The sequence below is a fragment of the Fulverythrobacter fulvus genome (genome assembly GCF_037154085.1).
GTDB lineage: Bacteria > Pseudomonadota > Alphaproteobacteria > Sphingomonadales > Sphingomonadaceae > Andeanibacterium > Andeanibacterium fulvum.
The window spans coordinates 605,116-629,789 of record NZ_JBANRM010000001.1; the positions used below are offsets into that span (position 1 = coordinate 605,116).

Consider the following 24,674-nt stretch of genomic DNA (forward strand, 5'->3'; position numbering starts at 1 on the left):
GGCCACGCCCGGCTAACTGACGTCCCATGTCCGTAAACGCCCCTTCGCGCCGCGTCGCGCGCCTCGCCGATTGTCACAATATCGAGGATTTCCGGCTGCTGGCCCACCGCAAGCTGCCCTTCCCCGTCTATCACTACATCGACGGCGCCGGGGATGACGAGATCACGAAGCGCCGCAACACCAGTGCCTTCGACGATTGCGACCTCGTGCCCAACGTGCTGGCGGGCGTGGAGGAGGTGGACACTTCCGTCACCGTGATGGGCAAGAAGACGCCCCTGCCCCTGATCCTTTCCCCCACCGCCTTGCAGCGCCTGTTCCACTGGCAGGGCGAACGCGCCGTGGCCGCCGTGGCGGAAAAATTCGGCCTGTGGTTCGGCATTTCCAGCCTGGGCAGCGTTTCGGTGGAGGAAGTGGGCGCCCGCTTTACCGGGCCCAAGATGCTCCAATATTACTATCACAAGGACCGGGGCCTGAACGCCGCCCTGATCGAAATGGCGCGCGCGGCGAAGTTCGATGCGATTGCGCTGACCGTCGACACGATCGTGGCCGGCAAGCGCGAACGCTGCCTGCGCACCGGCTTCACCAGTCCGCCGAAAATCACCCCGGCCAGCTTCCTGTCCTACGCCACCAAGCCGCGCTGGGCGCTGGACTATATGTTCCGCGAGAAGTTCTCCCTCCCCAACCTTGAAAAGCATGTGGCGGCGGGCACCAATGTCGCCACGTCCGTGGCGGATTACTTCAACACCATGCTGGACCAGTCGATGGACTGGAAGGCGGCGGACAAGCTGCGGCAGGATTGGGGCGGCACTTTCGCGCTGAAAGGCATCATGTCTGTCGCCGATGCCAAGCGCGCAGCGGAAATCGGCGTGGATGCGATCTGGGTTTCCAACCATGGCGGCCGCCAGCTCGACGGCAGCCGTTCGCCTTTCGACCAGCTGGCCGAGATCGTCGACGCCGTGGGCGACAAGGTGGACGTCATCATGGATGGCGGCGTGCGGCGCGGCACCCATATCCTCAAGGCCCTGTCCGTCGGCGCCAAGGCCGTCGCAGGTGGGCGCCTCTATCTCTACGCCCTCGCCGCTGCCGGGCAGGCCGGTGTGGACCGTGCCGTCTCGATCCTTGAAAACGAGATCATCCGTGACATGAAGCTGATGGGCGCAAAATCCGTTGCGGACCTGTCGCGTGAAAATCTGAGGTGGCGATGAAACTGCTTGCCCTGCTGACCCTGGCACCGCTGCTGGCGCTGGCATCCCCCACATTGGCGGAAGACACCGCGCCTGCCGAGCCGACACCTGTTGCGGCGGAGCCGGAACGCGAATGGCAGACAGTGCCCGTCGCCATCGAAACCACGCTGGGCACCATCACTGTCGCCGTCGAGACCGAGCGCGCGCCGATCACGGCCAATAATTTCCTGCGCTATGCAGACGAACATCGGCTGGATGGGACGGAGTTCTACCGCGTGCTCAAACTAGAATGGGGCAAGCAGCCCAACGGGCTGATCCAGGGCGGCGCGCAGAACGATCCGGACCGTATCCTGCCCCCGATCGAGCATGAGCCGACCGACAAGACCGGCCTGTCCCACACGCGCGGCTCGCTTTCCATGGCGCGCTATGCGCCCGGTTCCGCCACGGCGGACTTCACCATCATGGTGGGCGATGTGACCGTGCTGGACGCCGATCTCAAATCCGAAGACCCCGACCTGCGCGCGGGCTTTGCCGTGTTCGGCCATGTGACCGGCGGGATGGATGTGGTCGAGGCGATCTATGGCCAGCCCATCGACCCCGACAAGGGCGAGGATTTCATCAAGGGCCAGTTGCTCGCCGCGCCGATCAAAATTCTCAGCGTAAAAAGGGTTGAGGCGCCCTGAGGTGAGGGAGGTTTCAGGGCGCCTCTGAGCCGCCTTGGCGAAAGCGGCCCCGGGGTTCGTCAGCGGTGGAAGGTGAGCGCGATGCTGAAGTCGCCCTCCACTTCCAGATGATGCGGAACCTGTGGCGGTACCACCAGTTCCGCCGGAGCGGCCAAATCCTCCCGCTCCCCGCTGCCGTCTTCCCAGACGAAGACGGCGTGGCCGGCCTCAAGCCGTAATTGGCCCCAAACGCCCTCCGCCAGCCTGTGCGTGCGCAGCAGGCCCGCCGGGAGATCGGCAGGTCCGAAAGGGCCGAGCGAGCGATAGGGGGCCGTCCCGTCCGGCAGCACCTTCGCTCGCCCGGCTGCCGCCTGTTCCGATGGCGTCAGCTGTTCCGATGACATCATCACGGTCCGGGTCACAATCCGGCCGAGGCGGCAATCAGCACGATCGCCATGCCAAAGAAGGCCAGCGCGATCGGCACGGTCAGCACCTGTGCCCACACCGCCCCGGCGCTCATCGGGCCGTAGATGGTCTGGAGCGGTTTGCCGGGTGTGACCTGTGCAGCGTCCTTTCCAGCCAGCCGGGCCAGGATGGCGCCGCAAGTGAAATAGGTGAGGATGAACAGGCCCGAGACCGCCAGCACCAGACGCGCCGGCCCGCTGCCGCCGCTCGCCAGCGCAAGCCCGGTGAAGAACATGCCGTAACAGGCGAACATCGTCTTCCAGATCGCCATGGGCAGTTGGAAGCCTTCGGGTCGCGCGGGCCGGTTATGCCCGATGGGTGCAGGTGTGTGGGCATCGGCCGGGAGTTCGGTTTTCTCAGGCATGGGGCAGGTCCTTTCCGGCTCGCGCCCCGGCAAGGCCGCTGCGCTGCGTTTCAATTCCGGTGAGCAGACTGTCGGCGATCATCCGCGCGCGCGCGCCGACCAGTCGCGTTGCCGCTGGATCGCGCTCGTCCTCGCGCAGAGTGGCGTAGAACAGGTCCAGCCAATGGGCGAAGTGGGAGGAATCGAGCCCCGGGATCGCCATGTGCTTGACCATGGGATTGCCCGAAAATTCGCCGCTATTGTGCAGGATGGAACGCCAGAAGCGCTTCATCCGGCCCAGATGTTCGTCCCAGTCGGCAATGCGTTCGGCAAAGATCGGGCCGAGCAGATCGTCCTTGCGGATACGGGCGTAGAACCGGTCCACGAAGCTGGCGATGTAATCAGCATCGACGCCGATTGCCTCCGCCCTTGCGCGCTTGTCCTCCCGCGCGGCACGGGCGAAATCCTCGCCTTGCCGTACTGCTCCACTCTGCTGAACCGAGGCTTCGGTCATCGCCGACTCCATAAATAGGCATTTATAATTCCTATTTATCCGCCTTGCCTCGAAAAGCAATATCTGAAATACCTATTTCATGCAGTTGAGCCTTCACAGCGACTATGCCCTGCGCATCCTGATGGCCCTCGCCGTGTCCGGGCGCCGCCTGTCGGTGGACGATGTGGCGCGCCAGTTCGACATCTCGCGCAATCACCTCGCCAAGGTGGCGCAGGAACTGCAGGCCCAAGGCTTCATCGCCACCACGCGCGGCCGCAACGGTGGGATGGAACTGGCGCAGGAGCCGCAGGACATCGTTGTGGGGGACGTGGTCCGCCGGTTCGAACGGCTAGACGGCTTCGTCAGTTGCCTGGGCCTGGGTGCACCCGATTGCGTCGTGAATGGTGTGTGCGGGCTGAAACCGGCCCTGTCAGGCGCACTTGAGGCGTTCCTCGCCCATTTGGACACCTATCGGCTGGCGGACCTGACCCCCAACCGCAAGGCCTTCATGGCGCGGCTGGAAGCGGCGGAATAGTTCCCCAACGAAAAAGGCCGGAGCAATCGCCCCGGCCCTTTCCTGTCGCAAGTCGCGTCGTCCTCAATACACCCGCTTCTTCGGCTTGATGTATTCGACGTCGTCGGTCAGCGTATATTCGTGGACCGGGCGGTAATCGAGCTTCACCGATCCGCCCTTGCCGCCCCAGCCTTCGAACCAGCTGGCGGTGTGCTTCATCCAGGTCTTGTCGTCCCGCTCGGGGAAGTCCTCATGCGCGTGGGCGCCGCGGCTTTCCTTGCGGTTGAACGCGGAATGCATGGTCACCGTCGCCTGGGCAATGAGGTTGTCCAGTTCCAGCGTCTCGATCAGGTCGGAGTTCCAGATCAGCGAACGGTCGGACACGTGAATGTCCTCCATCCGCTTGTAGGTATCGGCCAGCTTCACCTTGCCTTCGGCCATCAGCTCGTCGGTGCGGAACACGGCAGCATGCTGGCTCATCGTGCGCTGCATTTCGGTGCGGATTTCCGCCGTGGGCGAGCCGCCCTTGGCATTGCGGAAGTGGTCCAGACGGCCCAGCGCAAGGTCCGCGCTGTCCTTGGGCAGGCTGTCATGCGCAGTGCCCGGCTTGACCAGTTCCTTCAGGCGATGGCCGGTCGCGCGGCCGAACACCACGAGATCGATCAGCGAGTTGGAGCCCAGGCGGTTCGCGCCATGGACCGAGACGCAAGCCGCCTCGCCCACTGCGAACAGGCCGGGAACCACGGTTTCCGGATTGCCGTCAGCGCCGATGGTCACGACTTCGCCGTGATAATTACAGGGGATGCCGCCCATATTGTAATGGACGGTGGGCACCACGGGCAGCGGCTGGCGGGTCAGGTCCACGCCGGCGAAGATCTTGCCGCTTTCGGTGATGCCGGGCAGGCGCTCTGCCAGCACTGCCGGATCGATGTGATCGAGGTGCAGGTAGATATGGTCCTTATGCGGACCGACGCCGCGCCCTTCGCGGATTTCCAGCGCCATGGAACGCGAGACCACGTCGCGGCTGGCGAGATCCTTTGCCGAGGGAGCATAGCGTTCCATGAAACGCTCGCCTTCGGAATTGGTGAGGTACCCCCCCTCGCCGCGCGCGCCTTCTGTGATGAGCACGCCCGCGCCGTAAATGCCGGTGGGGTGGAACTGCACGAATTCCATGTCCTGCAGCGGCAGGCCCGCGCGCAGTACCATGCCGCCGCCGTCGCCGGTGCAGGTATGGGCCGAAGTGGCGGTGTAATAGCAGCGGCCATAGCCGCCAGTGGCGAGAACCACGGCATGGGCGCGGAAGCGGTGGATCGAACCGTCATCCATGCACATGGCGATCACGCCCCGGCACTGGCCGTTTTCCATGATCAGGTCGATCGCGAAATACTCGATGAAGAAGTCCGCGTCGTACTTCAGGCTCTGCTGATAGAGCGCATGCAGCATGGCATGGCCGGTGCGGTCCGCCGCGGCGCAGGTGCGCTGCACCGGCGGGCCGTCGCCCATGTTCTGCATGTGGCCGCCGAAGGGCCGCTGGTAGATCGTGCCGTTGGCGTTGCGGCTGAACGGCACGCCGGCATGTTCCAGCTCGTAAACCGCCTGCGGCGCTTCGCGCACCATATATTCGATGGCGTCCTGGTCCCCCAGCCAGTCAGACCCCTTCACGGTGTCGTACATGTGCCAGGTCCAGTGATCGGGCGTGTTGTTGCCCAGCGAGGCCGCGATGCCGCCCTGTGCCGCAACGGTGTGGCTGCGGGTCGGGAACACCTTGGTGATGCAGGCCGTACGCAGGCCGGCTTCGGCGCTGCCCATGGTAGCGCGCAGGCCCGAACCGCCCGCGCCGACGACCACAACGTCATAGGTATGGTCGATGATCTTGTAAGCTGCGTCGGCCATCAGGCGGCACCTCCCAGCGCGACCTTGAGGATGCAGAAGATCGCGAAGACACTGCCGGCCACTGCAACGAGGTTAAGCGCGGCCAGCGCGGCGAACTTGTTGCCTTCATCATGCACATAATCTTCGATCACGACCTGCAGGCCCAAGCGCGCGTGATAGAAGGTGCTGACGATCAGCAGGATCATTGCCGTGCCCGGCACCGGGCCGGAAAGCCATGCGGAAACCGTGCCCATCTCAAGGTCAGGCAGCAGCACGATGGACGTTACCAGCCATGCGCCGAGGAAGAGGTTGCCGATCGCGGTATAGCGCTGGGCCAGCCAGTGATGCGCGCCTTCATGCGAGGAGCCGAGGCCCCGCACCCGCCCGATCGAAGTTCCGTTACCCATGATCAGCCTTCCTTAGAGAAGCACGATAGCCGCCCAGAAGGCGGCAGTGAAAATGGCACCAAAGGCGAGCGAGAGAACCGAACCCGCGCGGTTCCCCTCAAGCTCGTAACCCGCGCCGATATCCATCACGAAGTGGCGGATGCCGGAAGACAGATGATTGAAGAAGGCCCAGCTGATGCCCACCAGCACGACATAGCCCACCGGCGAGGTGGCGAGGCCAGTGAAGGCCGCATAGGCTTCCGGCCCGCTGGCCATTGCGCCCAGCCACCAGAGCAGCACGCCCAGCCCGACAATGGCGAAGCCATCGCCCGTCACGCGGTGGAGGATCGAGACCAGCATATGCGGGCCCCACTTGTAGACACCGAGATGCGGCGAGAGCGGACGTTCGGCCATGGTTCTTCCTGAAACGGTAGGTCTGCGACGCGGCGGACAGCGCCGTAAGCGGCGCATAGCCTGCGCATCCCCTTAGCGATTGTGCCCGCCGTGGCAAGCGCCAGAGCCACAGAAACCGCAATGGAATCGATTGCTCGACACCGCCCGGCGGGAGCGGCATTGTCCGCCCGTAAGGAGAAGGCATGAGCGGACCCGTCATCCTTGTCACCGGATCGAGCCGAGGGATCGGCGCGGCGATCGTCGAACTGCTGCAGGCGCGCGGGGCACGGGTCATCTGCCATGCCAGCCGCGATTACATGGACGATACGATTCCCGCCGATCTGGCCGATCCGCTGGGTCCGCAGATCCTGTGGGAGGACGCGCTGGAACGCGCAGGCGGGCGGATCGACGTGCTGGTCAACAATGCCGGCATCTTCGACCCCGCCCCTATTGGCCTGTCCGACATCGAATGGCTGGACCGGTGGGAAGATACCTTGCGGATCAACCTGACCGCCGCCGCACAGCTTTCCCGCTACGCCGTGCGGCACTGGCTGGAACGGGGGCAGGAAGGCGAGAACGAGGGGAGACTCGTCCATATCGCCAGCCGCGCAGGCCATCGGGGCGACTCGCCCGATCACTGGCACTATGCCGCGTCCAAAGGCGGGATGCTCGCCCTGCACAAGACCATCGCCCGCGCCTATGCCGCGCAGGGCATATTGAGCTTCGCGATTGCGCCGGGCTTCACCGATACGGCAATGGCAGGAGATTATCTCTCCACCCGAGGCGGATCGGGCCTGCTGGCAGACATTCCCCTTGGCCGCGTGGCAGAGCCGGAGGAAATCGCGGCAATCGCCGCATTCTGTGCACTGGATGCCCCGCCAAGCATGACGGGCGCCGTGATCGACGCCAATGGGGCAAGCTACGTCCGCTAGCTACCCTTCCCTCTCGATCAGGTGACCATCCGCATGAAGATCGCCCTTCCCGCCGCTGCCCTGGCGCTCACCGCCGCTTGCGCCCTCCCGGCAGACGCCCAGCCGCCTCTCCCACCCCTGCCTGATGCGCCTGTTTCGGCGTTCCTGACCCAATGCGAAGGCAAGGAGGAATGGAACGATCCAGCCCCGCCGTTCCACATCTATGGCAACACCTATGGGGTCGGCACATGTGGCATGAACGCTCTTCTGGTGGTTGCCCCGGAAGGGCTGGTGCTGGTGGATGTCGGCACGCAGGAAGCGGCCCCGCTGGTGGCGAAAAACATCCGCATGCTGGGCTTTCGGCTCGCGGATGTGAAATGGATCGTCGCCAGCCACGAACATTGGGACCATGTGGGCGGGATTGCCGAAATGCAGCGTCTGACAGGCGCAAAGGTCGCGGCTCTGGCCAGCGCGAAGGAAGCCTTCGAACAAGGGCGCCACAACCCCATCGACCCACAGGGCGACGCCGAATTCCCGAAAATCCGCGTGGATCGGGTGCTGACGGATGGAGATAAGGTGAGTGTCGGGGCCAGCGTGCTGACCATTCACGCGACCCCTGCCCATTCGCCCGGCTCGTCCAGCTGGACATGGCAATCCTGCGAAGGCAGCGCCTGCAAGACCATTGCCTATGCCGACAGCGCCACGACGATTTCCTCCGACGAATATCGCTTCAGCGACCATCCGGATTACGTCGCCAATGTCCGGCGCGGACTCGACGCCATCGGCGCCCTGCCCTGTGACATCTTGATTACCCCCCATCCTTCTGCCAGCGCGATGCGCGAACGCCTTGCTGGCGACACGATGGAAGATAGCGCGGCCTGCCGCACCTATGCCGAGCAGGCAAAGGCGCGGTTCGGCAAGCGGTTGGAAAGCGAAAAGAACACATCCCCATGAACTGGAAGATCAGCGCCTTCGCCCCCAAGGATGCCGTGCAGGCCGCGCTCGTCGCACATGAGGATGCGTGGGACTGGGACCCTGAAGTGGTCCTTTCAGGCTGCGAAATTGCGGAAGACAAGCCCGAGGACTGGGTGCTGGAGGCATGGTATCCGCGCAAGCCGGCCGCGGCGGACAAGGCAGCCGTCAGCTCGCTTTTCGCCGGGACCAAACCGAAACTGATCGTCGAACAATTGCCCGAAGCGGATTGGGTTGCCCTGAGCCAGCTTGGTGTCGAGCCGATCCGCGCCGGGCGCTTCAACGTCCGCACGCCGGATTTCCCGGCCAGCACGGAGCCGGACGTCAAAGATTTCGTGATCCCCGCCAGCCAGGCCTTCGGCACCGGGCAGCACGCAACCACCGCCGGTTGCCTTGCCATGCTCACCGCGATGAAGGCCCGCGGCGTCGATGTGCGCAATCTGGCCGATATTGGCACCGGCACCGGCCTGCTCGCCTTTGCCGGGCTTGAACTGTGGCCCCGCGCCCTTGCGACCGCGAGCGATATCGATCCGGTCTGCGCCGGCGTGGTCGACGATAATGCGGAACTGAACGGCATTCCGCTTGGTGCCGGTCGGGGCGAACTCGCCATGGTCATCGCGGACGGCATGGCCCACCCCCTGCTCGCCGCGCGTGGGCCTTACGATCTGCTGATCGCCAATATCCTTGCCGGGCCGCTGGTGGAGCTTGCGCCCGATTTCGCCCGTGCCGTCGTGCCGGGCGGGCATATGCTGCTTGCCGGATTGCTTACCACGCAGGAGCCCGCCGTGCGCCGGGCCTGCCGTCTGGCGGGCTTCCGCCTTGCCGCGCGCATGGTTAATGGCGACTGGTCGATCCTGTGGCTGCGCAAGCGTGGCGGTGTATCGGTAAGGGCAACAAGGCCGGGCAGAATGCCGGACTGGTCGCGCCGCTGGTAAGCGCCTGTCCGCCCCGAATGGTAAACCCTGTTTAGATATTCTTAGGCGAAAGTCCCTAGTCTCAGCGTTCGAGGTGGAACCTGACTGACGGAGCCTATGGCGGAACTGCGTAAGCCCATTTTACCTGTTGGAACCATTGGAAACGACATGGCCCGCCTGATGCAGTGGCCACGCCAGTTTCTCGCGATCGAAAGTTCGGTCAGTGCCGCCGGGGATGATCTGGACCAGTCCTTGAGACTGGTCCTGCAAAGCGCGATGCGCATGGTTCCGTCCGCCGATGGCGGCGAGATCGAGCTGCGCGAAGAGCACCAGCTGGTATGCCGCGCAGCTTGCGGCGAAAGCCTCAAGAGGGTCGGCGAACGCACGACTACGGCCGGCACTGTCCCCGGCTTCAGCAGCATGTCAGTGCAGCACAGAGAAGGCCTGCGCAGTTCGATCACCGCGCCGATTCCGTTTCACGACGACTATGTCGGCCAGCTCAAGCTCCATTCGCGCACCAAGGATGCCTTCACCAATACCGACCTGCTGGCGCTGCAATTGCTCGCCTGGCTGGTGGTGCATGGCATCGGCCGGCACGCCCATGCCCGCGAGGAACGCGCCCGGGCCGAGGCGGATCGCCGCTTCCAGGCGACGTTCGATCAGGCAGCGGTGGGCATTGCCCATGTCGCGCCCGATGGCAGCTTCATCATGGCGAACGACGCCTTTTGCCGCATTTCCGGCTGGTCCCGCGAAGTGCTGATGACGCGCGGCTTTCAGGGCATAACCCATCCGGACGATCTCGATGAGGACATGGCAGCAGCCGGAGATCTGCTCGCGGGCCGCACATCGAGCTACCAGATGGAAAAGCGCTATCTGCGCAATGACGGTTCGATCGTCTGGGTAAATCTCACTGTCTCGCTGGTCCGCACGGCGGAAGGGGAGCCGGACTTCTTCGTCTCCGTGATCGAGGACATCTCGGCTCGCCGCGCGGCGGAACTGGATGCCGAACTCGATCCGCTGACCGGCCTGCTCAACCGGCGCGGGACGCTGCGGCGCCTGCGCACGGCGTTGGATACTACCGGCATCTGGCAAAACGGAGTGGCCGCCGCTTTCCTCGATCTCGACGGGTTCAAGGCGGTAAACGACAGGTTTGGCCATGAAGAAGGCGATCGCTGCCTGGTGAAAGTCGCGGCCGCACTACGCCGCGCCTTACGGACCGATGACGTGGTCGCCCGCATGGGCGGCGACGAATTTGTCGCGCTGTTCCCTGCCGGCTCCGAAAATCAGGTGATGGACGTGCTCGCCCGCATCCAGCGCGAACTCGATACCGTGTCGGAAGGAGAGCCGTGGCAGGTCGGCGCGAGCCTTGGCGTCGCCATCGTGCCGCAAGGAGCCATGCCGGACCCGACCAGTGTGATCGCCGCAGCCGACCGCCTCATGTATCGCGCCAAGCAGGCGAAGGGGCACGAGCCGGTGGTCGAAATACTCGCGGCGGCCTCATCGCCGGACATTCTGGAAATATCCGACCAGACGCAGGCAGCCTAGGCGGGCGGCATTTCGAAATTCAGCCTCACTGAAGGCGCACTGCGCTCCGCTTCGCCGTGATACACGGCCTCGATATTGTTTCCGTCCGGATCGAGCAGGAAAGCGGCGTAATAGCCCGGATGATACTTCGTCCGCTCTCCTGGCCCGCCATTGTCCCTTCCACCGGCAGCAAGACCGGCGGCGTGGAAATCATCCACCATCCCGCGATCAGCGGCCTGGAAGGCGAGGTGATGGCGCCCCGTCAACACACCCTCCGCTTCCGGACCATCGGGCCTGGAGACGAACAATTCATCGGCCCAGAAATGATCCGGAGAATTGCTCTCCACCGGCACCTTCAACACCTTGAAGATCGCCTCGTAGAAACGGCGGCTTGCCTCCAGATCGGCGACCACCAGCTGAACATGATCGATCAGCCGTCCACGATGCAGTTCCATCATCACTCTCCCGGTCGGCCCCTGTTTCAACTCCAACGGCCCCGCCATCGATCGGTTTCAGGCGATTGCCGAAGGAAACCCTCAGGCCGACCGCTTTTTGGGTCCACCCGCCAGGAGCCAGGTCAGCCATGCGCCGACGAGCGCGGCCAGCGCCATCAGCAGGAAGGCATCCGCCCCGTTGCCGCCATTGGCCTCTCGCACCCGGCCGAGCATGTCCGGGCCGACATAACCACCCAGTTGCGACAGCGCATTGATCCACGCGATGCCCCCCGCCGCCGCAGCGCCGGAGAGGAATGCGGTCGGCAGGGTCCAGAACACCGCTAGCCACGCCATCGCGCCCGCCGCGATCATGGTCAGCGCCGTCACTGTCACCAGCGGTGCGCCTTGCGCGAAGGCGAGCAACAGCAGCCCCGCCATGGAGACGAGCAGCGCTCCGGTGGCGTGCCAGCGCCGCTCCCCGGTGCGGTCCGAATTGCGGGCGCAGAGCACCATCGCCACGGCTGCAAGGCTCCATGGGATGGCGGTGACCACGCCCACCTTGAAGTAATCCGCCTTGTCGATCCCGATTTCCTGCACCAGCGTGGGCATCCAGAAATTGAGCGCATTATTGATGATCGCGCGCAGGAAATCCGCCAGCGCCAGCGCCCAGATACGCCAATCGGTGAATACCTCGCGCAGGGCATGGCGCTGGCCGTGGTCCGCCTTGCGCGCCTCGTCCTGTGCCAGCCGGGCCTCGACCAGAGCGCGCTCCTCCTCGTTCAGCCAGGGTGCGTCACGCGGGCGATCCGGCAGGCGCGCGAGGACGGCAAGGCCGACCAGCACGGAAGGAATGCCCTCCAGCAGGAACAGCCACTGCCAGCCACGCATGCCCGATGTGCCATCGAAGAATTGCAGGATCGCACCCGACAAGGGCGCGCCCAGCGCACTCGCCAGCGGGATCGCGACGAGGAACAGGGCAACCACATGCGCCCGCCGCGCCGCCGGGAACCAGAAGGTGAGATAAAGGATCACGCCGGGGAAGAACCCCGCTTCCGCCAGCCCGAGAATGAAGCGCAGCAGGTAGAAACTGAATTCCGCCTGCGTCAGCCCCAGCAAGGCGGGAACCGGCCCCCAATGCAGATCGCCCAGGAACATGAATCCGGCCGAGATCGCACCCCATGTGACCATGATCCGCGCGATCCAGCGACGCGCGCCCACTCTGGCGAGGATCAGGTTGGAGGGCAGTTCGAAGAAGAAATAGCCGATGAAGAATATCCCGGCCCCGAAGCCATAGACCGCATCGCTGAGCGCCAGATCGCTTGCCATCTGGAGCTTGGCGAAGCCGACATTCACCCGGTCGAGAATAGCCACGAAATAGCCGAGGAACAGCAACGGCACGAGCCGCATGGCCAGCTTGCGATAAGTCGCGGCCTCGAAGGCGGGACTGCCCACCTGCCCTGCTTCGCTCATGTCACTCCCCCAGTTCCCTTTCGTCATTGCGAGAAGCGCAGCGACGAAGCAATCCTAGGCGCAACGCGCCGGGCACTGGATTGCTTCGCTACGCTCGCAATGACGAATGTACAGTCACCCCGCCGCCTTCACGATCTCGGCCCAGGCCGCCTCGTCGATGACATCGATCCCCAGTTCGGCAGCCTTCTTCAGCTTCGATCCCGCGCCGGGCCCGGCCACGACAAGGTCCGTCTTGGGGCTGACCGAACCGGCCGCACGCGCACCCAGCCTCTCGGCCTGCGCCTTTGCCTCGTCGCGGCTCATTGTCTCAAGCTTGCCGGTGAACACCACCGTCTTGCCCGCAACGGCGGAATCCTTCGTTTCCACCACGTAATCTGGCGGCGAAAGCTCGCTGAGCAAATCGTCCCACACTTCGCGATTGTGCGGCTCGTGGAAGAACTCGCCCAATGCCTCGACCACTACCGGGCCGACGCCGTCGATTGAGAGCAACTCGGCCTTTGCCTCTTCGTCTCCGGCATAGGCCTTTTCAGCCGCCTCGCGCAGGGCAGGCAAGGAAACGAACCGCTTGAGCAGATCGCGCGCCGTCACAGCACCGACATGGCGGATACCAAGGCCGAACAGCAGGCGCGCGGCATCGGGCGAGCGACGGTTTTCCACCGCTGCCAACAGATTGTCCACAGACTTGTCCTGCCAGCCTTCGCGCCCGACAATCTCGCTGCGGCGCTTGCGCAGGCGGAAGATATCCGCCGGGCTTTCCAGCCAGCCGAGCGCGAAGAATTCGTCGATCGTCTTCTCGCCCAGCCCGTCGATATCCAGTGCCGCGCGGCTGACGAAGTGCTTGAGCCGCTCGGTCCGCTGGGCCGGGCAGATCAACCCCCCAGTGCAGCGCACATCCACTTCGCCCTCTTCCGCCAGCGCCTCACTGCCGCATTCGGGGCAGTGATCGGGGAAATGATAGGGCTCGCGCGGATCGTCGCGAGTGAGGTTCTCCACCACTTGCGGGATCACATCGCCCGCGCGCTGGATCACCACCCGGTCGCCCGGACGCACGCCCAGCCGCGCAATCTCGTCGCGGTTGTGCAGCGTGACGTTGGAGACGACCACGCCACCCACGGTCACCGGAGTCAGGCGGCCTACAGGCGTCAGTTTGCCGGTGCGGCCGACCTGGATGTCGATCGCTTCCAGCGTGGTCTGAGCCTGTTCGGCGGGGAACTTGCGCGCAATCGCCCAGCGCGGCGCCTTGGCGACGAAGCCGAGACGCTGCTGGAGATCCAGCCGGTTGACCTTATAGACCACGCCATCGATGTCATAAGGCAGTTCGGCCCGTTCGGCCTCGATCCGGCGATAATGCCGCAGCAATTCGGCCATGTCGTCATGCCTGCCGAGCAGTGGGGAAACGGGCAGGCCCCATTCGCGGATCTGCTGCATCACCTCCCACTGCGTCTCGCCCGGAACCTCGCTTGCATCGCCCCAGCCCCAGGCAAGGAAACTCAGCGGACGCCGGGCCGTGACGCTCGCGTCCTTCTGACGCAGCGATCCAGCCGCGGCATTGCGCGGATTGGCGAAGATCTTGCCGCCAGCCTCTTCCTGCGCGGCGTTGAGCGCGGCAAAGGCCTGTTTTTCCATATAAACCTCGCCGCGTATCTCGAACACGGCAGGCGCCTTCCCGCGCAGCGTTTCGGGGATGGCGGCAATGTGCCGGACATTGGCAGTCACATCTTCGCCCACCTCGCCATCGCCGCGCGTGGCGGCGCGCACGAGGCGGCCTTCCTCGTAACGCAGCGAACAGGAGAGCCCGTCGATCTTGTCTTCCGCCGTCAGTTCCAGCGACTGGTCCGCCGGATAATTGAGGAAACGGCGCACGCGGGCGACGAATTCCTCCAGTTCCTCGTCGGAAAAGGCGTTGTCGAGACTGAACAGCCGCACTTCATGCCGCACCTTGGCGAGCGGCGATGCGGCGACGGCGGCCCCGATCAGCCGCGAAGGGCTGTCCGGCCGGATGAGATGCGGGAAAGCCGCTTCAAGCTCGTTATTGCGGCGGACCAGCGCATCGAATTCCGCATCCGAAATCTCGGGCGAATCCTCTGCGTGATAGAGCCGGCTATGATGCGCGATGGCCTTGGCGAGCCGCATCAGCTCATTGGCGGCTTCGGTGAGGTCAATGCTCACTGCTCCCCCTCCTCTTCAGAGGAGGGGGCCGGGGGGTGGTGCCTCCAACGGTCCGGCAGGCTTTCCAACGCCTCGTTCAAGGCCACCAGCACCCCTTCCATATTCCGCATCACATCCTCATTCGTGAATCGGATGGTTCTGTAACCGAACCGTGCAGCAATGTCCGCATCGCCCGCGAGGTCGCGCGGCCGATCATGCGTGTTGCCATCCAGCTCGACAATCAGGCCTTTTGCAGGGCAGAAGAAATCGGCGATCCGGTGTTCGATAATCGCCTGCCTGCGGAATTTGCGACCTGTGAGGCGGCTTCCACGTAGTTGCTGCCAAAGGCGCCGTTCCGGCTCAGTCGGGTCGCAACGCATCCGGGCAGCGCGCTCGAGCAGAGTGCGGCGCGTGGCTCCACCACCCCCAACCCCCTCCTCTGAAGAGGAGGGGCTTTAGCCGATACGCGTTCCTGCTCCGCCTCCTCTTCAGAGGACAGGGCCGGAGGGTAGTGCCGGTCCGGACACGAGTTCACACCCCCTCCAGCAACCTGTCCGCTTGAGCGCGAGCCTCGCTGGTAATCTTGGCGCCCGAGAGCATTCGGGCGATTTCCTCCTGCCTGCCTGCCTGATCGAGCAGGACGACACCGGTGCGCGTCACTGTGCCCTCGGAGGATTTGGCGATCTTGTAATGCATGCCCCCGCGCGCGGCGACTTGGGGCGAGTGGGTCACTGCCAGCAACTGTCCGCCATCGGAGCCATTCGCCAGCCGGGCGAGGCGTTCGCCGATGGCGCTGGCGACGGCCCCGCCCACGCCCCGGTCGATCTCGTCGAAGATCACGGTCGCCGCCCCGCCCTGTTCGGCCAGTGCAACCTTGAGCGCGAGGATAAAGCGGGAAAGCTCCCCGCCCGAGGCGATCTTGGCGAGCGGAGCGAAATCTGCGCCGGGATTGGTGGAGATGAGGAATTCCACATTGTCCATGCCCGAGGGGCCCCAGCGATCCTCCGGTAATTGCGTGACCGCCGTCCGGAACTTGGCGGCATCCAGCTTGAGCGGTGCGAGTTCCTTCGCCACTGCCTCGTCCAGCTTCACGGCGGCGGCGGTGCGCATTTCATGCAAAGCGGCGGCGCGGTGGCGATAGGTTTCCCCAGCGGCGCGCGCGGCCGCTTCCAGCCCGGCAATCGCCTCGTCCCCGGCCTCGATCGCGTCAAGCGCGGCGCGGAAGGAGCGCATCCGCTCGGGCAGATCGTCCACTTCGCAGCGGTGCTTGCGGGCGAGACCGCGCAGGTCGAACAGGCGGGTCTCGATCCGGTCAAGCTCGGCAGGGTCGAACACCAGCGCCTCGGCCGCGGCTTCCAGCCTGGCCTCGGCCTCCCCCGCCTCGATCACTGCCCGGTCGAGCGCGGCCAGTGCTTCGGCCAGCAGGGGATGTTCGGGCGCGATCCGGTCCAGCCGCCGCGCGGCGGAACGCAGCGAGGCGAGCGCGCTGTCCGAACCGTCCCACACATGGCGCAGTTCTTCCAGATCGCCGGCCAGTTTCTCGCCCTTCTGCATCGTCGCGCGCGCTTCGGCGAGGCGTTCTTCCTCGCCTGCCTCCGGTTGGAGGGCGGCGAGTTCCTCAAGATGGGCCAGCAGCAGGTCCTGCTCGGCGCGAGCCTGCTCGATGGCCTCCTTCGCCTCGGCCAGTTTCTCTTCCGCCGCGCGCCAGTGATTCCAGGCATCGGCCACGCCTGCCGCATCGGCGCGGGCGAAACGGTCCAGCAAGGCGCGATGGCCGCGCGGATTGACCAGACCGCGATCGTCATGCTGGCCGTGGATTTCCACCAGGGCAGGTGCGATTTCGCGCAGCAGGGCCACGCCCACCGGCTGATCGTTGATATGAGCCTTCGATCCGCCGTCGGCCTTGAGGCTACGGCGCAGGATCAGCGGCTCACCCGGCTCGACCTCCACTTCCGCTTCGGACAGGGCGGCGGAAATCGCAGCGGGAATCTGCCCGAACTCGAATGTGGCGACGACGCTGGCACTGTCTTCCCCCGCCCTGACGAGCGAGGATTCGGCGCGGTTGCCCAGCACCAGCCCCAGCGCATCGAGCAGGATCGACTTGCCCGCCCCTGTCTCGCCAGTGAGCACGCCGAGGCCGGGGCCGAAGGCAAGCTCCAGCCCTTCGATCAGGACGATATTGCGAATGTTGAGCGCGGTGAGCATGGTTCGCCTTACGTTCTAACGAATGCAAAGCGCCGCGTCACCGCCTTCGAAAGAGGTTACGAACAGGCAGGAACGCCCGCTCGCCCGGTTCAGCCGCCAGTTGCGACCTGCGTCGTCCAGGGGGCGTGATCTTCCATCAGCGAGAAGGCGCGCTGATACCACACCGAACCGGGATAGTTCGCGCCCAGCACCGCGGCGTAACGCTTCGCCTCTTCCGGAACGCCCAGCGCCAGGCTGGTCTCGGTCAGGCGATAGAGCGCTTCGGGCGCATGGCTGGTGGTCTGGTAGTTTTCGACCACGTTCTGGAAACGCAGCTGGGCGGACAGCCACTTGCCGGTCTTTTCGTAAAAGCGGCCGACTTCCATTTCCTTGCCCGCGAGGTGATCGTTCACGAGATCGAGCTTGAGGCGCGCGTCGGCGGCATATTCGGTGCGGGGGAAGCGGCGATTCACTTCTTCCAGCGCAGTCTTGGCCTGGCGAGTGATCGCCTGATCGCGCTGCACGTCGCTGATCTGCTCGTAATAGCACAGGGCGATCAGGTAATAGGCGTAAGGCGCGTCCTTGTTGCCCGGGTGAATCGACAGGAATCGCTGTGCCGACTGGATCGACTGGTTGTAGTTCCGGCCGACATAATAGCTGAACGAGCTCATCAGCTGGGCGCGGCGGGCCCAGGGCGAATAGGGATGCTGGCGCTCCACCTCGTCGAACAGGGCGGCGGCGAGCTTGACATCGCCCCGGTCCAGCCGGGCACGGGCCGCGCTGTAGAGCGTTTCCACGTCGCGGGCGACATAGGCCGTATCCTTCTGTCCGCCGCCCCTGGCGCAGCCGCCGGTAAGCGCAATGGCAACAGCGGCACCGGCAAGGATGAACGGCCGGGCGGACAGGCGAACAGGGCGTCGGTTCAACAGCATGGCCACGCCTATAGCCAGCGCCCGGCTGAACGCCAAGTGAAGTATGGCGTCCTTTGCGCAGGCCATATGCGACAGCGAGCGGATCAAACCAGGGGACCGCGCCGGGCAAACCCGCACCGCACCCGGCTGCTATCAGGCGCAAAAGCCCCGTCATGGCGGCCGGAAGAGCCCGGAAATCATCGTGCGCGACGATGGCGGCAGCTGGGATCTGGGCTATCCCAACAGCTGGTACGCGGGCGACGGGATGGTCGGCACGCTGTATTACTTCAACAGCAAGCACGACAAGATTCAGGCCGGCGGCGGCGTGCGCCACATCGCCCGGTCCATTTTCTCGATCGACTAGAACGCGCGAAGTTGGGCGGTCCATCGTGCAGGACACAGACCGCTCGCTTTCGTCATTCCCGCCTGCGCGGGAATGACGAAGCATGGGGGACGGCACGGCCATCCTAAACCAGCCTCTTCCCGCATCCGTTCATCCTGAGCCTGTCAAAGGATGCGCGAGATATTTGCTCAAGGGGAATTGGCCCAAATCCGATGGCAGCGCGTGTCCTTCGACAGGCTCAGGACGAACGGGGATTGGAGCCAGGGAGGCGGCTCCCCCCACCCACGCGAAGGCTACGCCCCGCCCTACTCCCAGAACGCCACCGAGCGGCATTCGATGCTTTCGCGGATATTCGCATCCGCAAAGCTCGAATCCCGGAAGGCCGTGTGCGGGCAGCGCCAGGTTACCGAATGGTCGCTGTCGTAGAACTTGAAGAACAGCACGTCGTCCGTCTGCATGTTCGAGAAATACCACCAGCGCATGCCCGGATTGTGGGAGAAGATGCTGGCCGCCATCATCTGCTCCTCACCGGGGATCGGCTTCACGGCCTCTTCCTCGCTGGGAAAATCGTCGACGATGAACAGGGTGTTGGATTTCTCCTCCCCGCCAAAGCTGGTGCGCCCGTCGCACACGGCCAGCGGCACGTCCTGCGGCGGAGGCGAGAAGGTGCGCCAGTAGGAACTGATGAGGAAGCGCTTGAAGCCAGGGCCATCCGGGCATCTCTGGGCATAGGTCGCTTCCGCCATGCGGCGCGCGGTCGCCTCGTTGAGGTCCACATGCGCCTCGCCCGCCGGGGGCTGGATGCCGCCCGTATGGGCATAGCCCGCCACCTTTTCCTGCGCGCGCTGGGACAGATCGGCGGAAGTGCGGATCATCCAGCCACGGGCAAAGACCTTGCTTGCCCCGGTCAGCTGCCGGATGTGTTCTTCCACCTCGCGCTCATACAGCGCATCGACCTGCGCCTTGTCGTGGAAATCCTGCACCGCGCTGGGGTTCTTGCCCAGCATGAAGCCGTGGGTTTCCAGCGAGAAATGGTCGCGGATCGGCATGCCGTCGCGCAGGGTCACTTCATGGTCCGAATAGGTGCCGGTGTTCATCTCCTTGCCCTGGCTGACATAGCGGCGGGTGACGAACCTGCCCGGATCGACGAAGCGGATCAGTGCGCGGGTCTGGCGGGCGCCATCTTCGAGCGCATCCGCGCCAACGGGGGCATCGGCCATGGTTGCCATTTCTCGTCTCTCTCCTGTGCGGGCTCTGCCAGGCGGCCCGGTGCTTATTCATTTGCATAACTCGCCGATCTGTCCAATCAGCGCAAGGGAATAGGCGGCGAACCGAATGCCGCCCGAGAGGGACATGCAGGGCGATACCAGAACCAGGCTGCTGGAAGCGGCGGAACGCGTATTGATCGAAGAGGGGGTGATGGCCCTCACCATGCGGCGCGTGGGCGATGTCTCGGGCCTCAATCCCACATTGATAACCTATCACTTCGGCACGGTGGCCATGCTGCTGGCCAATCTGCGCGATCACAACATGGGCCCGATGCTGGAAGACTGGGCCTGTCTGGAAGATCCGATCCCGGCCGGGGGCGATCCGCTCGACATCCTGCTCGAACGCTGGCTGCGCCCGCTGCTCGCCCCGGCCTGCTTCACCCCGTCCGGCCGCGCGCTGGTGGTGCTCGACGAAATCGCCGCCCATGGCGAAGGCGAAACCGCCGCGCGTCTGGTGGAAACCATGTCCGAAGTGGCGGACCGCTTCGCCAGCCTGCTCACCCCGCATCTGCCGGGGCTGGATCGGCAGGAATTGCGCTGGCGCCTGCGCTTCATCGCGGGCGCTGCCCTCGGCCCGCCGCCGCGCGCGCGCCTAGGCCCGGACGAGCGCGACCCGGCAATGAGCGAGGAGGCACTCGCCGCGCTGACCCGCTTCTGCCGCGCGGCGCTGACCGGCGCCCATCACACCGCCACCGCCAGATAAAGCGGGGCCGATCACACACAGCTATCCTGGGGAGGATAATGATGAGCGCCTTGCCGCCGACCAATGACGATACCGCGATATGGGACACCTGGCTGGCGCAGTTCCGCCTGCCCATCGTCAACACCGCGATCGAGGTCGGGACGTTCAAGGCGCTGTCGCACGAGCCGCTGGGCACGGATGAACTGGCGGCCAGGCTCGGTGTCGATGCCCGCGCCCTTGCCATGCATCTCGCCGCCTTGTGCCCATTGGGCTTCGTCGAGAAGCGGCTGGGCAAATGGCGCGCGACCCATACGGCGCGCACCTGGCTGCATCCGGAGGCAAAGGGCTTCTGGGGTGCGTTTCTCGGCCAGATCGACCGGAACGAGCATCTGCGCGGGCGGCTGATGGAATCGTTGCGCACCGGCAAGCGGCCCGAACAGGGCACAGACCAGCGGCCCGCCGGCTGGGAACAGGGCACCATGCCGCAGGAAGTGGCCGCCAATATCGCCGCCTTCATGCAGGCGCACAGCCAGGCCCCCGCTCTCGGCGCCGCGCGGATGCCTGTGTTCGGCGAGCTTTCCTGCCTGATGGACGTGGGCTGCGGATCGGGCGTCTACGGGATCGAGATCGCGCGGGCGAACCCGGCGCTCAAGGTCGTGCTGATGGACCTGAAGGAAGTGGCGTTCGAGGCTGCAAAATATGTCGATGCAGCGGGCATGAGCGAACGAGTTTCCACCACCGGCGTAAACATGTTCGAACAGGAATGGCCGCGCGAAGCGGACGGGCATTTCTTCTCCAACGTCTTCCATGACTGGACCGAGGAGACCAACCTCGCCATCGCGCGCAAGAGCTTCGAGGCACTGCCTTCGGGCGGCAGAATCTTCCTCAACGAAATCCTGATGGATGACGATTATACCGGCCCCTATCAGGCCGCCGCTTTCAGCCTGCTGATGCTGATCGGCACTCTGGGCAAGCAATACAGCCTCGCCGAATTCCGCGTCATTCTGGAAGAGGCGGGCTTCGTGGATGTGGAAGCCCAGCGCACGGGCGGCGGCTATTACTCGCTGGTGTCCGCCCGCAAACCCTGACGGGGCCGCTAGTTACGGGGCAGCTACGTACAAGCCGAAGGCCGGCGCTTAACCCTGTCGGGCAAGCGCTGGCTAACCCTGTTCCGGCAACCTCGCTGCGGGAACAGGGAGAATTGTCATGTACCGTTTGCTTGCCGAAGAAAGCGGCGCGACCGCGATCGAATATGGGCTGATCGCCGCGCTGATTTCGCTCGCCTTCGTGATCGCCTTTACCGATCTCGGGCTCAGTCTGGTGGATATCTTCAATTCGATCACCGACACGCTTGCCGGGGCGCTGCACTGATCGCCGCCCTGCATTTCACACATGCCATCAAGAGCCCGTCGGGAGCCCCCGCAACTGGGCGGGCCGCAGAACCCGGGTCTCGTGCTTCGACTGTTTTTCAGGAGGTTGCGAGGCACTCTTTGCTCGCCATTTCTGCCCGGATTATTACCGCAAGTGACTGGCAGGAAAAATGAAATTTATCGTTAGTTACAAAATCACCCTTTCTCTCCGGGCATATTCCGACTAGCAGGACCGTGCGACCCGAAGGGCTGCGGCAGAAATGGCGCAGGCCTCAACTTCTAAAGGCGGCCTTCTGCAAAGGGGCCGCCTTTTTTTGGCTCAGCATCGCCCCAGCCCCCTCCTCTCAATGTGCCGTCTGGCCGCCATCGATCACGAAGGTCGCGCCGTTCACGAAGCTGGCCGCATCGGAACACAGGTGCAGCACGGTGCCCGCGATCTCCTCCGGCTGGGCACAGCGGCCCGAGACATTGTGCTGGAAGAAAGCCGAGGTGAATTCCGCGCTGTCCGCCCAATGCTGCGTCATCGGCGTGACCACGAAGCCGGGCGCGATTGCGTTCACGCGGATATTGTGCCGGGCATATTCCACCGCCGCGCCCTTGGTCAGGCCGATAACGGCGTGCTTCATCGCGCAATAGGCGGCCATGTTGGGGTCCGCGATCAGTCCGCCGACCGAGGCGGTGTTGACGATCGCCCCGCCGCCCGCGCCAAGGAAATGGCGGATCTGGGCCTGCACGCAATACCACACGCCCTTGAAATCGACATCGATGGCCGCGTTCAGTTCCTCGTCCGGCACTTCGTGAAGCGGGCGCTGCGGGGGCAGGATGCCGGCATTGTTGAACGCCACATCCATCCCGCCGAAGCGCTTGAGGCAACCGGCCACCAGTGCCCGCACCTGATCGCCATCGGCGACATCGGTGCGAATGAAATCGGCCTCCCCGCCCGCCTGGCGGATGATGGCGACCGTTTCCTCCGCCCGCTCGTCGATGTCGCCGATCAGCACGCGGGCGCCTTCTGCAGCGAAAGCCGTGGCACTCGCACGGCCGATGCCGGTCGCGCCGCCGGTGACGAGCGCGGTCTTGCCTTCGAAGCGGGTCATGCAGCCTCCTGTATCTCTGGCCGGAAAGCGACCGGAACGCAGTCCAGGAAAAGGGGGGTTGGACTGCGCTCCGGCCGCCGGGCGCTCCCAAAAGGGAGCGCCTGTTCGTTACATCAGGCGATCCCCTGCTTGCCGGGGGCGATGATGTGATTGGGATCGAGCGCCTGCTTGATCCGGGCATTCACCTGGCGGTTCGCCTCGCCATATTGTGCCGCGATCCGGTCCATCGTCGAAACGGCGGAGCGATAGGCGCACCAGCCCTTCTCGCCGAAACGGTCGATCATCTCGTTGATGCAGGCTTCGGCGCGCAGGGCTTCCTCGTCGCTGCCCTTGTCGTACATCAGGAAGATGATGTGGTGCAGCTCCCGACCGCCCACGGCATAGGCCGGAGCATAGTCGAAGCCGTATTTGTTCATGATCTCGGTCGCCAGCGCGGTCTGGCCGAGTGTCTCCGCTCCCTTGGCCGGGGCGACCGGCGCGAAGGCAACAGCCCCGCCCAGCCCGCGCCAGCGCACGAGGCCGATTTCCTCCAGCGTCATGCCGCCGCGCATCAGCGTCTTGTGATGCTCGAACCACGGATTGCCGGTCATCTCCGCCTCGGTCAGCACCTCGCCGCCCGAAGCCTCGAAGGCGGCGCGCACGATCTTCTCGGTCGCGGCGATGATCTCGTCCGTGCCGTAAAGCGCGAAATAGGTGTTCCACATGCCCAGCCCGTTGCGCTTCGCCTCGGCCTGCAGGACATTGAGCGGGATCGGACCGTCGCCACCGAAAATATCGGTCCGGCGCTTGAACATGGCGAGCTGGTAGAGCGCCCCCATCATCAGCACCCCGTTGGGGATGAGGTTGTTCATGCGGAAGGGCCGGATCGTATCGGTCGCCTTCGCCACATCGCCGACGTCGGAATAGCGGACCACGAAGGGCTTGTAGACCGGCGGGCGCGGCATCAGCCACATGCCCAGCTTGGTCACCACGCCGAAGTTCGACTGTGTGAAAATCCCGTCCAGATAGGGCCCGTACCCCCATTTGAACGCCTGCCAGGTGGTGGAATCCTTCACCGATCCCATGCCCGTCTTCAGGATCGTGCCGTCCGCCAGCACCACTTCCATGCCGCATTGCATGAAGAAGTGATCGCCATAGGGCGTATAGCCCACCCCGCGTTCCAGCGTATTGCCCACCATGGAGACGATCGGGCCGACGGTTGGAACGTCGATCCAGTAGGGCAGATCGTTCGCCTCGATATAATCGTGGATGTCCTGATAAGTGACGCCCGGCTCCACCAGGATCGTGCCCAGTTCGGCATCGAAATCGAGGATGCGGTTCATCCGCTTCATATCCAGCACCATCTGTCCGGTGCTGGCGGGCGTGGCACAGCCATAGCCCATGTTCTTGCCGGTCGAGACCGGCCAGAGCGGCAGGCGATATTTGTTCGCCACGCGCAGGATCGCCTGCACCTGCTCCACACTGGCCGGGGCAACCGCGCCCGAGGGGATATGCTCGCCCCGCACGTCGGGAATGAAGCTCTTGCGATAGGAGATCGTGCTCTCCTCATCCGCGAAGACCCATTCATCGCCCACGATGGCGCGCAGTTCCTTCAGCGCGGCGGCAAAGGCGCCCTTGTCCATGTCGCGCGGCAACATGCGCGGCCCGTCGAGCGGAGAGGCGACCGCGCCGGACGCCGCCACCAGCATGGAACCGGCTGCGCCCGCGCGCAGCACGTCACGGCGGGAAATCGCGCTCATTGCCCATGCTCCTTCGGGTCGGCCTTCGATGCGCTGATCCATCTGGCCAGCGCCGCCAGTTCTTCATTGGTGATCTCGGTGGGGCGGAAGGCCGGCATGGCGCCATTGCCGCTGCGGACCATCGCCTCGATCGCCCCGGGCGGCAGGGCCCTGCCCCGGATGATCGGGCCGACATTATGGCCATGGCAATAGCCGCAGGTGGAACGATAGATTCGTTCCGCATCGCGCGGCGCGGGGGTATTGTCGCCAGTGGCGGACTGGGCGGGCACCGCCAGGGCGGCGATCCCCGCAATCCCTGCAAAGCCCGCTGCGGCCAGCACGGCACGCAGGGGCATTCCCCGGATCAATCCGAGTGAAAACATGCATCCTCTCCCGTCGGCAGCCATCGTTGCGCG

At 64.7% G+C, this 24,674-nt stretch carries 27 protein-coding genes; 11 read left to right on the forward strand and 16 right to left on the reverse strand.

All coding sequences use genetic code 11. The annotated features are described in order from the left end of the window. Positions 1-26: 26 nt before the first annotated feature. Positions 27-1,205, forward strand: coding sequence for an alpha-hydroxy acid oxidase (locus tag WFP36_RS02830; RefSeq protein ID WP_336977661.1), 1,179 nt, complete (start codon positions 27-29; stop codon positions 1,203-1,205). Continuing rightward, the gene (locus WFP36_RS02835) at positions 1,202-1,867 is read left to right on the forward strand and encodes a peptidylprolyl isomerase (RefSeq protein ID WP_336977663.1); all 666 of its coding nucleotides are present in this window, start codon (positions 1,202-1,204) and stop codon (positions 1,865-1,867) included. The genes WFP36_RS02830 and WFP36_RS02835 overlap by 4 nt, the downstream gene beginning before the upstream one ends. Positions 1,868-1,926: 59 nt before the next feature. Here the strand turns inward: WFP36_RS02835 and WFP36_RS02840 are convergent, their stop codons facing one another. The 3 genes from WFP36_RS02840 to WFP36_RS02850 are packed head-to-tail and all read right to left on the reverse strand — an operon-like array spanning position 1,927 to position 3,168. Further along, positions 1,927-2,253, reverse strand: coding sequence for a TehB-like domain-containing protein (locus tag WFP36_RS02840; protein WP_336977665.1), 327 nt, complete (start codon positions 2,251-2,253; stop codon positions 1,927-1,929). A gap of 11 nt (positions 2,254-2,264) precedes the next feature. Further along, a complete protein-coding gene (locus WFP36_RS02845; protein WP_336977666.1) occupies positions 2,265-2,675 on the reverse strand; it encodes a hypothetical protein in 411 nt (136 codons plus the stop codon). Next, the gene (locus tag WFP36_RS02850) at positions 2,668-3,168 is read right to left on the reverse strand and encodes a group III truncated hemoglobin (protein WP_336977668.1); all 501 of its coding nucleotides are present in this window, start codon (positions 3,166-3,168) and stop codon (positions 2,668-2,670) included. The genes WFP36_RS02845 and WFP36_RS02850 overlap by 8 nt, the downstream gene beginning before the upstream one ends. Positions 3,169-3,247: 79 nt before the next feature. Here WFP36_RS02850 and WFP36_RS02855 point away from each other — a divergent pair, with 79 nt between their 5' ends. After that, the gene (locus WFP36_RS02855; protein ID WP_336977669.1) at positions 3,248-3,682 is read left to right on the forward strand and encodes an RrF2 family transcriptional regulator; all 435 of its coding nucleotides are present in this window, start codon (positions 3,248-3,250) and stop codon (positions 3,680-3,682) included. Positions 3,683-3,745: 63 nt separating this feature from the next. On the opposite strand, the gene sdhA is transcribed toward WFP36_RS02855, so the two are convergent. Genes sdhA through sdhC form a run of 3 tightly spaced genes read right to left on the reverse strand, consistent with a single transcriptional unit; the run spans position 3,746 to position 6,333 of the window. Continuing rightward, entirely contained in the window at positions 3,746-5,554 is a 1,809-nt protein-coding gene (gene sdhA / locus WFP36_RS02860) for a succinate dehydrogenase flavoprotein subunit (RefSeq protein WP_336977671.1), read from the reverse strand. After that, positions 5,554-5,940: a succinate dehydrogenase, hydrophobic membrane anchor protein gene (gene sdhD / locus WFP36_RS02865; RefSeq protein WP_336977673.1), complete on the reverse strand. Its 387-nt coding sequence runs from the start codon at positions 5,938-5,940 to the stop codon at positions 5,554-5,556. The genes sdhA and sdhD overlap by 1 nt, the downstream gene beginning before the upstream one ends. A gap of 12 nt (positions 5,941-5,952) precedes the next feature. Then, complete coding sequence (sdhC, locus tag WFP36_RS02870; RefSeq protein WP_336977675.1) at positions 5,953-6,333, reverse strand: succinate dehydrogenase, cytochrome b556 subunit; 381 nt, start codon at positions 6,331-6,333, stop codon at positions 5,953-5,955. 182 nt (positions 6,334-6,515) lie between these two features. Here sdhC and WFP36_RS02875 point away from each other — a divergent pair, with 182 nt between their 5' ends. The 4 genes from WFP36_RS02875 to WFP36_RS02890 all read left to right on the forward strand — a co-directional run bounded on the left by WFP36_RS02875 (position 6,516) and on the right by WFP36_RS02890 (position 10,654). Then, positions 6,516-7,244 carry an SDR family NAD(P)-dependent oxidoreductase gene (locus tag WFP36_RS02875; protein WP_336977676.1) on the forward strand — a complete coding sequence of 243 codons (729 nt, stop codon included), beginning with the start codon at positions 6,516-6,518 and terminating at the stop codon, positions 7,242-7,244. 33 nt (positions 7,245-7,277) lie between these two features. Next, positions 7,278-8,177, forward strand: coding sequence for a subclass B3 metallo-beta-lactamase (gene bla, locus WFP36_RS02880; RefSeq protein ID WP_336977678.1), 900 nt, complete (start codon positions 7,278-7,280; stop codon positions 8,175-8,177). After that, complete coding sequence (locus WFP36_RS02885; protein ID WP_336977680.1) at positions 8,174-9,130, forward strand: 50S ribosomal protein L11 methyltransferase; 957 nt, start codon at positions 8,174-8,176, stop codon at positions 9,128-9,130. Before bla ends, WFP36_RS02885 begins: the two co-directional genes overlap by 4 nt. A gap of 147 nt (positions 9,131-9,277) precedes the next feature. Beyond that, on the forward strand, positions 9,278-10,654 hold the full coding sequence (locus tag WFP36_RS02890) for a GGDEF domain-containing protein (RefSeq protein WP_336977682.1): 1,377 nt from the start codon (positions 9,278-9,280) through the stop codon (positions 10,652-10,654). Here WFP36_RS02890 and WFP36_RS02895 read toward each other — a convergent pair. From WFP36_RS02895 to WFP36_RS02920, 6 genes are all read right to left on the reverse strand, one after another. Further along, a complete protein-coding gene (locus WFP36_RS02895) occupies positions 10,651-11,088 on the reverse strand; it encodes a VOC family protein (protein WP_336977684.1) in 438 nt (145 codons plus the stop codon). The two genes, WFP36_RS02890 and WFP36_RS02895, sit on opposite strands and share 4 nt — an antisense overlap. A gap of 81 nt (positions 11,089-11,169) precedes the next feature. Beyond that, on the reverse strand, positions 11,170-12,537 hold the full coding sequence (locus WFP36_RS02900) for an MFS transporter (protein WP_336977686.1): 1,368 nt from the start codon (positions 12,535-12,537) through the stop codon (positions 11,170-11,172). A gap of 114 nt (positions 12,538-12,651) precedes the next feature. Continuing rightward, on the reverse strand, positions 12,652-14,670 hold the full coding sequence (gene ligA / locus WFP36_RS02905) for an NAD-dependent DNA ligase LigA (protein ID WP_419716616.1): 2,019 nt from the start codon (positions 14,668-14,670) through the stop codon (positions 12,652-12,654). A gap of 32 nt (positions 14,671-14,702) precedes the next feature. After that, complete coding sequence (locus WFP36_RS02910; RefSeq protein WP_419716608.1) at positions 14,703-15,065, reverse strand: endonuclease domain-containing protein; 363 nt, start codon at positions 15,063-15,065, stop codon at positions 14,703-14,705. A gap of 151 nt (positions 15,066-15,216) precedes the next feature. Beyond that, positions 15,217-16,890, reverse strand: coding sequence for a DNA repair protein RecN (gene recN / locus WFP36_RS02915; protein WP_336977690.1), 1,674 nt, complete (start codon positions 16,888-16,890; stop codon positions 15,217-15,219). 89 nt (positions 16,891-16,979) lie between these two features. Next, complete coding sequence (locus WFP36_RS02920; protein WP_336978689.1) at positions 16,980-17,801, reverse strand: outer membrane protein assembly factor BamD; 822 nt, start codon at positions 17,799-17,801, stop codon at positions 16,980-16,982. A 43-nt stretch (positions 17,802-17,844) separates the two neighbouring features. Here WFP36_RS02920 and WFP36_RS02925 point away from each other — a divergent pair, with 43 nt between their 5' ends. Next, complete coding sequence (locus WFP36_RS02925) at positions 17,845-18,144, forward strand: hypothetical protein (RefSeq protein ID WP_336977692.1); 300 nt, start codon at positions 17,845-17,847, stop codon at positions 18,142-18,144. A 284-nt stretch (positions 18,145-18,428) separates the two neighbouring features. Here the strand turns inward: WFP36_RS02925 and WFP36_RS02930 are convergent, their stop codons facing one another. Continuing rightward, entirely contained in the window at positions 18,429-19,352 is a 924-nt protein-coding gene (locus WFP36_RS02930; protein WP_336977693.1) for a CmcJ/NvfI family oxidoreductase, read from the reverse strand. A 106-nt stretch (positions 19,353-19,458) separates the two neighbouring features. Between WFP36_RS02930 and WFP36_RS02935 the strand changes: the two genes are divergently transcribed. The 3 genes from WFP36_RS02935 (at position 19,459) to WFP36_RS02945 (ending at position 21,444) form a co-directional block, all read left to right on the forward strand. After that, positions 19,459-20,094, forward strand: coding sequence for a TetR/AcrR family transcriptional regulator (locus WFP36_RS02935; RefSeq protein WP_336977694.1), 636 nt, complete (start codon positions 19,459-19,461; stop codon positions 20,092-20,094). A gap of 41 nt (positions 20,095-20,135) precedes the next feature. Then, a complete protein-coding gene (locus WFP36_RS02940; protein WP_336977696.1) occupies positions 20,136-21,161 on the forward strand; it encodes a methyltransferase in 1,026 nt (341 codons plus the stop codon). A 118-nt stretch (positions 21,162-21,279) separates the two neighbouring features. Beyond that, positions 21,280-21,444 carry a Flp family type IVb pilin gene (locus WFP36_RS02945; protein ID WP_336977698.1) on the forward strand — a complete coding sequence of 55 codons (165 nt, stop codon included), beginning with the start codon at positions 21,280-21,282 and terminating at the stop codon, positions 21,442-21,444. A gap of 343 nt (positions 21,445-21,787) precedes the next feature. Here WFP36_RS02945 and WFP36_RS02950 read toward each other — a convergent pair whose 3' ends face one another. From WFP36_RS02950 to WFP36_RS02960, 3 genes are all read right to left on the reverse strand, one after another. After that, complete coding sequence (locus WFP36_RS02950) at positions 21,788-22,540, reverse strand: SDR family NAD(P)-dependent oxidoreductase (protein ID WP_336977699.1); 753 nt, start codon at positions 22,538-22,540, stop codon at positions 21,788-21,790. A 113-nt stretch (positions 22,541-22,653) separates the two neighbouring features. Then, on the reverse strand, positions 22,654-24,279 hold the full coding sequence (locus WFP36_RS02955; RefSeq protein ID WP_336977701.1) for an FAD-binding oxidoreductase: 1,626 nt from the start codon (positions 24,277-24,279) through the stop codon (positions 22,654-22,656). Next, positions 24,276-24,641: a c-type cytochrome gene (locus WFP36_RS02960; protein WP_336977703.1), complete on the reverse strand. Its 366-nt coding sequence runs from the start codon at positions 24,639-24,641 to the stop codon at positions 24,276-24,278. Before WFP36_RS02960 ends, WFP36_RS02955 begins: the two co-directional genes overlap by 4 nt. Positions 24,642-24,674: the final 33 nt, after the last annotated feature.